10 protein-coding genes and 1 pseudogene are annotated in these 9,341 nt (G+C 67.8%); 4 read left to right on the top strand and 7 right to left on the bottom strand.

Going from position 1 to position 9,341, the window contains the following annotated elements; genetic code table 11:
* The 7 genes and pseudogenes from ACLP9N_RS01440 to ACLP9N_RS01410 all read right to left on the bottom strand — a co-directional run.
* Positions 1-665, bottom strand: a pseudogene (locus tag ACLP9N_RS01440) (V-type ATP synthase subunit A); the annotation flags it as partial.
* Positions 656-1,180, bottom strand: coding sequence for a hypothetical protein (locus tag ACLP9N_RS01435; RefSeq protein WP_442405726.1), 525 nt, complete (start codon positions 1,178-1,180; stop codon positions 656-658). The pseudogene ACLP9N_RS01440 and the gene ACLP9N_RS01435, both read right to left, overlap by 10 nt.
* Positions 1,177-1,407, bottom strand: a complete 231-nt coding sequence (locus ACLP9N_RS01430) for a hypothetical protein (protein WP_442405725.1) — start codon at positions 1,405-1,407, stop codon at positions 1,177-1,179. The genes ACLP9N_RS01435 and ACLP9N_RS01430 overlap by 4 nt, the downstream gene beginning before the upstream one ends.
* 13 nt (positions 1,408-1,420) lie before the next feature.
* Positions 1,421-1,846 carry an ATP synthase subunit C gene (locus tag ACLP9N_RS01425; RefSeq protein ID WP_442405724.1) on the bottom strand — a complete coding sequence of 142 codons (426 nt, stop codon included), beginning with the start codon at positions 1,844-1,846 and terminating at the stop codon, positions 1,421-1,423.
* Complete coding sequence (locus tag ACLP9N_RS01420) at positions 1,840-3,228, bottom strand: V-type ATPase 116kDa subunit family protein (protein ID WP_442405723.1); 1,389 nt, start codon at positions 3,226-3,228, stop codon at positions 1,840-1,842. Before ACLP9N_RS01420 ends, ACLP9N_RS01425 begins: the two co-directional genes overlap by 7 nt.
* Before the next feature lie 58 nt (positions 3,229-3,286).
* Positions 3,287-4,207 (bottom strand): hypothetical protein, encoded by a 921-nt coding sequence (locus ACLP9N_RS01415; RefSeq protein WP_442405722.1) that lies wholly within the window; start codon positions 4,205-4,207, stop codon positions 3,287-3,289.
* Positions 4,204-4,665: a hypothetical protein gene (locus ACLP9N_RS01410; RefSeq protein WP_442405721.1), complete on the bottom strand. Its 462-nt coding sequence runs from the start codon at positions 4,663-4,665 to the stop codon at positions 4,204-4,206. Before ACLP9N_RS01410 ends, ACLP9N_RS01415 begins: the two co-directional genes overlap by 4 nt.
* Before the next feature lie 303 nt (positions 4,666-4,968).
* Here ACLP9N_RS01410 and ACLP9N_RS01405 point away from each other — a divergent pair, with 303 nt between their 5' ends.
* From ACLP9N_RS01405 to ACLP9N_RS01390, 4 genes are all read left to right on the top strand, one after another.
* Positions 4,969-5,124 carry a hypothetical protein gene (locus ACLP9N_RS01405; protein ID WP_442405720.1) on the top strand — a complete coding sequence of 52 codons (156 nt, stop codon included), beginning with the start codon at positions 4,969-4,971 and terminating at the stop codon, positions 5,122-5,124.
* An 86-nt stretch (positions 5,125-5,210) separates the two neighbouring features.
* Positions 5,211-6,947, top strand: a complete 1,737-nt coding sequence (gene kdpA / locus ACLP9N_RS01400; protein WP_442405719.1) for a potassium-transporting ATPase subunit KdpA — start codon at positions 5,211-5,213, stop codon at positions 6,945-6,947.
* Between the two features lie 3 nt (positions 6,948-6,950).
* Positions 6,951-9,038, top strand: a complete 2,088-nt coding sequence (kdpB, locus tag ACLP9N_RS01395; RefSeq protein ID WP_442405718.1) for a potassium-transporting ATPase subunit KdpB — start codon at positions 6,951-6,953, stop codon at positions 9,036-9,038.
* Positions 9,038-9,341: potassium-transporting ATPase subunit C (locus tag ACLP9N_RS01390; RefSeq protein ID WP_442405717.1), on the top strand; the 304-nt coding region annotated here is incomplete at its 3' end. The genes kdpB and ACLP9N_RS01390, both read left to right, overlap by 1 nt.

Genomic DNA, 9,341 nt, shown 5'->3' with positions numbered 1-9,341 from the left:
GCGGCGGTGCTGCCCCGGGCGATCGGGAACAGCAAGTCGACCACCCGCTGGCCGGTGGTCAGCGCAACGACGTCGTCGCGTCGACGGCGATAGGGTCGTGCCTGCCGCACCGGCCACCGCGCCGCGATGGCCACCGGCTGTCCGCCGACTGTGGCGATCGCCTCATCGGCGGCGTAATCACCAGCCGCGGCAATCCAATCCAGCGTGCCCGATATCCCGGCGGGAACCTGCACACGGTGTGGCACTGATCCGGTGCGTGGCACCACGCCGAGCACGGTACCGGCCGTCAGTTCGGCGCCGATAGTCGTGCTCGGCTCGAAATACCATGTCGAGTGGTCGATTTCATTGTCATGGCCGGGTGTCAACCAAGTTGGCGCGGTGTGCAGGGGCCGCAGCAGCCCGTCGAACACCCCGCCCAGCAGCCCGGGTCCCAGCGACGCCGACAATGGGCGGCCCAGCGCGACGACGCCGGCGCCGGGCCCCAGGCCGCCGGTGTACTCGTAGGCCTGTACCGTCACCTGCTCACCGCGGATCGCGACCACCTCGGCGGGGATTCGCTCGGTTCCCAGCGTCACCAGCTCATGCATCGCCAGCGCGGCGGCGACGTCGATTTCCACCAGCGGCCCCGATACCCGCACCACCCGAGCCACGTCCCCTATGACCACGGCTCATCCACCTGCGCAGTCGTGTCGTCGAGCACCCGCGCGGCAATGCCGGCCAAACTCAGGTCCATGCACCGCTGACCGGCCTCGGCCACCACTCCACCGGTGGGGTGTTCGCGCAGCTGCGCGTCGGCGCCGAGTGTCGCCTGCGCGGTGGCCCGCAGGGCGGCAGCCCAACGCGGGTAGGCGGGGTCCTCACGCAGCCGCAACACGGCCTCGGTGCCGCGCCGACACCACCGCTGGTAAATGTCGCGTTGGGCCGCGAGCACCGCACCGCGCAGCTCCCGTTGCAGCGCCGCCCGCCGCTGGGCGCTCACCGTTTCCGCGGCGGCCCGCCCTGCAGCGCGGGCCGCTTCGGCCAGCTGCGCGGCTTGGTTGCGGGCCTCAGCGAGAACGCGCTGGGCTTCCTGCTCCGCTTCGGCGATCTCGCGTTCGGCGTCAGCCCGGGCGCACTCCAGCAGGTGCCGCCGCATCGGCTGCAGCGCCTCCATCGCCTTTACGGCGTTGAGCGCGCTCATGCGGGCATCACGGCGGTCAGCGGGTCGGCCTCGCTGAGCCGGCCCCCCAGCGCGGCAGCGGCCGCCGCGCTCAGGATGACCAGGGTTGTGCCGGATGGCAGGCTGTCCCAGGCTCGGTGCACCTCATCCGCGCCCTGGGCAGGCATTGTGGTGGCGCCCGCCATCGCATAACCGGCCACGAACGCCGGCTCGCCGATCACGACAATTGCCCCCCTGTAGGGCCCCATTCAAGCCCCCACGTCAGGCCCGCTGGATCAAGATGACCGCCACGACGAGCCCGTAGATGGCGATGCCCTCGGCCAACCCGACGATCACCATCGCCCGGCCGAACAACACTGGCCGCTCACTCAGCGCCGCCAGCGCCGCCGAGCCGGTATATGCCACGGCGATCGCCGCGCCGATCGACGATCCCGCGACCGCGATCGCCGCGCCCAGTAGCGCCGCCCAGTTGCTGCTCGCGCTACCAGGTCCGGCCGCCGCGGCCGTTTCCGCTACCGCCTGCCCAGCGGTCAACGCCTGCACCAGCACCACCAGCGCCGCCGCCACCACCACCGCATTGACCGCCCAGAACAGCCGCACTGCCAGCCGGCCCCGGCGACGCAAGAGCATCAAGCTGACCGCGAATCCGGTGATCAGCGCCGGTGAAGCGATAACCCAGGTCAACATGCCGCCTCCATTTCGACCACCGGGACCGTCCAGGGCCGGAACGGCCGACCCTCACCGATGAACACCCGCGAAAACAATTCATAGAATTCCAGCCGCAGCGCCTGCACGCCTGCCACCAACGCTTCCAGCGCGAACGCCACCGCGTTACCCACAACGAACAGCACCACCGCCCCCACCGCGCCGATCCAGCTGTGCGCCCACAGTGCCGTCGTCCCGCGCCACACCACCCAGCCAAGTGCGGCGTGGGTCATGCCGAACGCTGCCAGACGGGCGAACGACACCAGGTTCGACCCGAGACGCACCACCAAATCCAGCCCGCCGATCGCGGCCTGCAGCACTCCGCCGGCGCCGCCACCGGACTCGGCATACAGACCGATCAGCGCCAGCAGCAGACCGGCAGCGCAGAGCAGCAGCCCAGCCGCCACCAGCGCCCGCAGGCCGATCATGTAGCCGCCCAGCACCGCGCCGGCGCCGGCGAACACCGTCGCCCCCGCAATCCCCGACGGCGCGTAGACGGCCAGCCGAAACCCGCCCTCACGCCAGCGGTTGATTGCCCCCACGGTGTAGGCGACCCCGAGCAACACCGCCCCGACGGCCAACGCGACCAGCAGCAGCCGCAGCGGATCATCCAGCGGGGCCAGCCACACCACCGGCACCAGCCCGGTCGGGCCGAAGCATTCCCCGTACAGGACCCCGAAGACGCTTGCAGCGATTCCGGCGGCACCGACGAAACTCCACATCGGCCGCAGCGACGGGAACCGGCGGATCCAGCCCAGCCTGATCATGACCGCGGCGACGACCAGCAGCAGCCCGTGGCCGACGTCACCGAACATCATCCCGAACATAACCACGTAGGCCAGCCCGGCCCACACGGTAGGGTCGATGTCGTGGTACGGGACGGTGCCATAGGTGCGCACCAGCGCCGAGAAGCTGCTGGAAAGCCCCGGTCTTGTACCAAGCAGCGTCGGCGGCTCCACCCCGGGCGGGGTGGGCAGCGGCACTGCGGCCGCCCCGGTCGCGTCCAGGCGAGCGCCCAGCGTGGGTAGCTGGTCGGCCGGGCACCATCCCGCGATCGCTGCCACCTCACGGCGCCGCACAGCGCCTGCCGCGTACTGCTGTAGCTGCGCCTCACCGGCCAGCAGATCCGCCCGTCCAGCCCGCTCCAGGTGGGCGACGTCTGGCGCGGCGGCCGACAACATCACCGCCGCGCCGCCGCGCGCCGACTCGGAGTGCGCCCCCATCCGCTGCAGCGCCCGTGCTGCCTGCCCCGGTGCGCCATTGCTGTCGGCGGGGTCGTCGAGCTCGACACTGCCGGATCCGGCCACCGCCACCAGCGCATCGCGCAGCGTGTCCGCCTGCGTGACCACCGCGATGCGTTGCATGCGAGCCGGAGTAAAACGCCGCGCGAAGGCACGCCACCGTTCAGGCTGTTGAGGCTGTTCAGGTGACGACATCGTAGACGTCCATCGGGCCGCCGCCACGCGACGCAATTGCCAATGCAGCGCGGCACCGCCAGGCGTCGGCGGCCAACACCGCGACCGCCCCGATCGTTCGCGCCCGGTTGAACTCGCTGCCGCCAAGCATGGTCAATCCGTCGGCTTCCACCCGCGCCCACCAGCGCGCCTCCGCGGTCCACAAGCCGTCTGCCCCGGTTATGCCGTCGAACAACCAGCGAAGCCGCGTGGCAAACGCATCGATGAACGAAGGCAGGTCACTGGCCGCTGTTGCCGCGCCCAACACCAGCCGGGCGCGCACCAGCACCGGCTCAGGCAACTCACGCTGTTCCACTAGCCGCCGGCGTGCCACAGTCAAAGCCAACCACGCATCCGCCCAATCCCGCGCCTCGGGAATCGCGTTGGCCACCCGCACCGCCCAGCCGATCTGCACCGCCAACGCGATGTCCGACGGCGAATCCGATCCCGGGTCGCCCCACATCGTCTGGGCCAGGATGTCCTCCAGCTGCGCCAACGAGGAGGTCTCGCTCAGCCGCGGCCACGTGGTAGCCTGTGCGCCCCGCGTGTAGGGCGGGCGGGCAGGCGCGCCCGCCAACCGCCGGGCGTGGGCGGCGATGTTGTTGGCTTCGAAGCCAGCGGCCAGCGCGCGGATGGCCCGCGCGCCCTGCGCCGGTTGCCATCCGGCCAGCACACGCAGATGCCATAACAGCGCGGCGCACACCGCATGATCGGTGTCCAGAGCGGGCTGTCCCACGGTGATGTCGCGGCCGTACGCGGTAGCGGCCAGTGCATGCTGCGCGTCGGTCAGCGAATTCATCGCCGCGAGGGCCCGGGCACGCCCCACGCCCAACCGTCGGTTGAGTAGGGCTCTGGCGCGCACGTTGCCCGCCACCCACTGAGCGCTCACCTATCGCTCACTGCCGTCGTGGAGCGAACGAGGGCGTCGAGCCACCCTCGGGCCTGATCGGCCAGGGTGTCGGCATCCTGCGCCAACCGCTCGTCGGCCCGCTGGCGCAGCCGGGCGATCTCGGCCTCCGTCTGGCTTCCCATGTTGTCCTCATCGGCGTCGGCTTCGTGCAGCGCGTCCGCTTGGGATTGGGCTCGCACACTCTCGGCGTCGTTACGGGCCTTCGCGACGAGTTCGGCCGCCTGACGTTGGGCGGCGCGGCGGATCTCCTGCGCCCGGTCGGCGGCGGCCTGGCGGGTCCGCGCTGCCTCCTCTTGCGCATCGTCCAGAAGTGCCAGCACTTCGGTGAGCTCGGCCGCCGCGTCGGCGCTGCGGTCCGCCGGGATGCCGGGACGGCCGGCGGCACCCGGTGTGCCCGCCGGACGGAAGCGGTCCAGCACATTTTGCCACTGCGGCACCGCATTCCTCCTTACCGGCACTTGGGCTGAAAAGCGTTACGCGGGAGATGTTTGGGCAGCCCGCGAGGCAAGATCGCCAGCCGTCGTGCGCCACCTACCCACAACCCAAACGTTGCAGGTCCAGGCTAATAGAGGCTGGTCAAGAAACTGCAGAGTCCAACGGCCCTGGACTCGCGCAAAAGTGTCCTTTGTAGGAGGGGCTGCGCAGAGCGGGCCGTACGGATACCGTAAATCCGGCAGTTGTATCGGGCGGAGTCGTCGTAACGTGATCCGAGCATTGCCCACAATTGTCGGAGGTCGGCCATGCTGGACCTGGCATTCGTTGCGCTGCTGGTCGGCCTGGCTGCGCTTGCCGTCGGTTTCGCCGCCGCATGTGATCGGTTGATGGGTCCAGACGAGCCGGTGCTGTCTGAGGCGGGCCGTGAGAGCGCGCCGCGGACCGAGCTCGAGTCGGCATGACGTTCGACGATGTGACGGGAATCGTTGTCGCGGTCTTGCTGGGTGTTTACCTCGTCTACGGGCTGGTCCGGCGCGGGGACGTGTAGATGTCTGCAGCAAGTTGGGCACAGATCGCGGCGGTGTTCGCGCTGCTAGTCATCAGCACTCCGGTGTTGGGCGGTTACCTCGCCAAGGTGTACCGCAATGAGAAGGCGCCCGGCGATCGGGTGTTTCTTCCCGTGGAACGGCTGGTCTACCGACTGCTGCGCATCGACCCTCACGGTGAGCAGCGCTGGATCGCCTTCGTCGGCTCCGCGGTGGCCCTGACCGTCGTCGGAGTGCTGCTGAACTATCTTGTCTTTCGCGTACAACACCTGCTGCCGGGCAATCCCGATCACCTCGGTGGGGTGAGTCCGCCGCTCGCGTTCAACACCGCCGTCAGCTTTGTAACCAACACCAATTGGCAGAACTACACCGGCGAATCCACGATGAGCCAGTTCAGCCAGATGTTCGCACTGGTAGTGCACCAGTTTTTGTCAGCGGCCATCGGGATGGCGCTGGCCGCAGCGTTCATCCGCGGCGTGATCCGCACGCGGACAACGACATTGGGAAATTTCTGGGTCGACGTGGTGCGGTCCCTGGTGCGCGTGTTGGTGCCGCTGAGCTTCGTGTTCGCCATTGTGCTGCTCGCCGCAGGCGTGATCGACAATTTCCATGCCACGCGTGTGGTGGCGACGATCTCCTCCGGCACCGGTGCCGCGACCCAGCAGAGCATTCCTGGCGGTCCGGTGGCGAGCATGGTGCCGATCGAGATGCTCGGCGACAACGGCGGCGGCTATTTCGGCGCCAATATGGCACACCCATTCGAGAACCCGAACCCAATCATCAACGTGCTCACCATCTGGCTGACCGCGGCCATTCCGTTCGCCTTCCCGTGGGCCTACGGTCGACTCGTTGGATCCATGCGGCAAGCGACAGTGGTGCTCGTGGCCATGGCCACTCTGTACACGGTGTCGGTGCTGGTGGTAACCGCTCTGGAAGCCCACGGCAACTCCCATCTCGCGCAGTTCGGCGTCGCCCAGTCCGCCACGGGCACCAATCCCGGCGGGAACCTGGAAGGCAAGGACCTGCGGCTCGGGGCGACCGGCTCGGCGCTGAGCGTCGTCACCATGACCGCCACCTCCACCGGCGGGGTGAACTCCGCTGTGGAGAGCTACACGCCGTTGGGCGGCGGCCTGCCCATGTTGGACATGATGCTCGGGGAGGTCATCCCCGGCGGCACCGGCACCGGTCTGTACGGGATGTTGATCTTTGTGATGATCACCGCTTTCATCGCCGGGCTCATGGTCGGACGAACGCCGATGTATTTGGGTAAACGTTTGCTGGCCGGGGACATGACACTGGCGGCGATCTACATCCTGGTGCTGCCGGTCACCGTGTTGAGCTTCGCCGGCATTTCGCTGCTGCTGCCGTCCGCGGCCCACCAGATCTCCACGACCGGGCCGCACGCGGTGGCCGAGGCCGTTTATGCGTATACCTCCACCGCACACAACAACGGGTCGGCATTCGCCGGGCTGGCCGGCAACACCCGCTGGTACAACTCAACGCTGGGTCTGGCCATGTGGATCGGGCGGTTCTTCGAGATCATCCCAGCGCTGGCGCTGGCGGGCTCGCTGGCCCGCAAACGCACCTACACGGTCACCGCCGGAACCCTGCGGACTGACACACCGCTGTTCACCGCACTGCTCGCCGCGATCGTCGTGATCTTGGTGGGTCTCACCTACTTCCCGGTGCTGGCCCTTGGGCCGCTGGCCGAGCACTTTTCCGGGCACTTCGGAGTCTGAGCGATGACGACGCAGACGGCTGTCCCACCCGGTCGGCACCTGGGCCGCGAAACGCGCCAGCTGCGCGAGTTGTCGATCCTCGATCCCCGGATCGTGCGCAGAGCCATCATCGATGCGCTGCTCAAACTCGATCCACGACTGATGGTGCACAAGCCGGTGATGTTCGTGGTCTATATCGGCAGCATCTGGACCACGCTGCTATTTGTGCGCGACGCACCCAGATCAAGTGGGACAGACAACCTGTTCACCGGCCTCGTGGTGCTGTTCTTATGGTCCACGGTGCTGTTCGGCAACTTCGCCGACGCAATGGCCGAGGGCCGCGGCAAGGCGCACGCCGATGCGTTGCGCCGCGCCCGGCAGGAAACCGTCGCCCACGTTCTGCAGCCCGACGGGACCACGAAGGACACACCCTCCAGCGAGCTCAAAGTCGGTGACCACTGTGTCGTCGAGGCTGGGCAGGCGATTCCCGGCGACGGTGAGGTCGTCGAAGGAATGGCGATGGTCGACGAATCAGCCATCACCGGTGAGTCGGCCCCCGTGGTACGGGAATCAGGCGGTGACCTGTCGGCGGTCACCGGCGGCACCGTGGTGCTGTCCGACCGCATCGTCGTATCGATCACCTCCCCGCCCGGGCAAACCTTTCTGGATCGCATGATCGGGTTGGTGGAGGGCGCCAACCGGCAACGAACGCAAAACGAACTCGCCCTGACCGTGGTGCTGGTCAGCCTGACGTTCATCTTTCTGGTCGCTGTCAGTACTTTCCAGTTGGTCGCGATCTACTCGGGAGCCAAGCAGCCGATCGTGTTGTTGGTTGCCCTGCTGGTGCTGCTGTCACCGACCACCATCGGGGCATTGATTTCGGCTATCGGCATCGCCGGCATGGACCGCATGATCCGACACAATGTGCTGGCCATGTCGGGGCGGGCGGTGGAAGCCGCCGGTGATGTGACCACACTGCTGCTGGACAAGACCGGCACCATCACGTTCGGCAACCGGATGGCCACCGAGTTCGTACCGGTCGGCGACACCGACGAACACGCCTTAGCCGAGGCGGCCCACCTGTCGTCGCTGGCCGACGAAACCCCCGAGGGCCGCTCGATCGTGCAGTTCGCCCAGCACCACCACGGCTGCCAACCGAGCGACCTTGCCGGCGCGAACCTGGTCAACTTCAGTGCCAAGACGAAGATGTCCGGCATCGACTTGCCAAACCGCAAAATCCGCAAAGGCGCCGTGGCAGCGGTCAGCGACTGGGTACGGGCCAACGGCGGCGCCGTGCCACCAGGTACGGATGGCATCGCGGCGCGCATCGCCACCAGCGGCGGCACCCCGCTGGCTGTTGCCGACGAGAACACCTTGCTGGGCATCATCCACCTCAAAGACACTGTCAAGCCTGGCATCTCGCAGCGCCTGGCCGCCATGCGGCCGTTCGGAATCCGCACCGTGATGGTCACCGGCGACAATCCGGCCACTGCCGCGGCCATCGCCGCCGAGGCCGGCGTCGACGAATTCATCGCCGAGGCGACCCCGGAAGACAAAATGGACCGGATTCGCGCCGAACAGGCCGGCGGCGACCTGGTGGCGATGACCGGTGACGGCACCAACGACGCCCCGGCCCTGGCTCTGGCCGATGTCGGGGTGGCCATGAACAGCGGCACGCAAGCCGCCAAAGAGGCCGGCAACCTGGTTGACCTGGACAGCGACCCGACCAAGCTGATGGAGATCGTCCAAGTCGGCAAGCAGTTGCTCATCACCCGCGGCTCGCTGACGACATTCTCGGTCTGCAACGACGTTGCGAAATATTTTGTGGCCATCCCGGCGATGGTGCACGGTGTCTTCCCGGAGTTAGGAGCGATCGACATCCTCAACCTGCACAACCCGCACACCGCGATTCTGTCCGCGGTGATCTTCAACGCGATCATCATCGTGCTGATGATCCCGCTGGCACTGCGCGGTGTTCGCGTCAAGTCGATGGGCGCCACCGCAATGCTGCGCCGGAACGTACTGATCTACGGGGTAGGCGGACTGATCACCCCATTTGTGCTCATCAAGCTGATCGACATCGCCATCGTCGCGCCGATAGGCATCCACTGATGCTGCGCGCTCAACTGGTCCCCGCGGTCCTGCTCACTGTGCTGGCCAGCCTGGTGCTGGGCGTCGCCTACCCGCTCGCCACCTACGGCATCGGGCAACTCGCCTTCCGGCACCAGGCCGACGGCTCACTGATCAGCCGCGACAATCAGGTCGTCGGCTCAAGCCTGCTCGGTCAATCGTTCACAGATCCCGCCGGTAACCCGTTGCCCCAGTACTTTCAGCCCCGACCCTCAGCGGCGGGAAACGGCTACGACGGCACAGCCAGCGGAGCCAGCAACCTCGGCCCCAGCGATCCGAGGCTGC

This window comes from Mycobacterium sp. (genome assembly GCF_052144515.1).
Taxonomy (GTDB): Bacteria; Actinomycetota; Actinomycetes; order Mycobacteriales; family Mycobacteriaceae; genus Mycobacterium.
Note: the sequence above shows the minus strand (reverse complement) of the source record. Positions and strands in the feature narration are given on the sequence as shown.

What these genes read in the sequence shown, in the direction of transcription:
- ACLP9N_RS01435 (WP_442405726.1), bottom strand. Translation starts at nt 1,180, where the DNA reads ATGAGCGCGCTCAACGCCGTAAAGGCGATGGAGGCGCTGCAGCCGATG.
- ACLP9N_RS01430 (WP_442405725.1), bottom strand. Translation starts at nt 1,407, where the DNA reads ATGGGGCCCTACAGGGGGGCAATTGTCGTGATCGGCGAGCCGGCGTTC.
- ACLP9N_RS01425 (WP_442405724.1), bottom strand. Translation starts at nt 1,846, where the DNA reads ATGTTGACCTGGGTTATCGCTTCACCGGCGCTGATCACCGGATTCGCG.
- ACLP9N_RS01420 (WP_442405723.1), bottom strand. Translation starts at nt 3,228, where the DNA reads ATGCAACGCATCGCGGTGGTCACGCAGGCGGACACGCTGCGCGATGCG.
- ACLP9N_RS01405 (WP_442405720.1), top strand. Translation starts at nt 4,969, where the DNA reads ATGCTGGACCTGGCATTCGTTGCGCTGCTGGTCGGCCTGGCTGCGCTT.
- kdpA (WP_442405719.1), top strand. Translation starts at nt 5,211, where the DNA reads ATGTCTGCAGCAAGTTGGGCACAGATCGCGGCGGTGTTCGCGCTGCTA.
- kdpB (WP_442405718.1), top strand. Translation starts at nt 6,951, where the DNA reads ATGACGACGCAGACGGCTGTCCCACCCGGTCGGCACCTGGGCCGCGAA.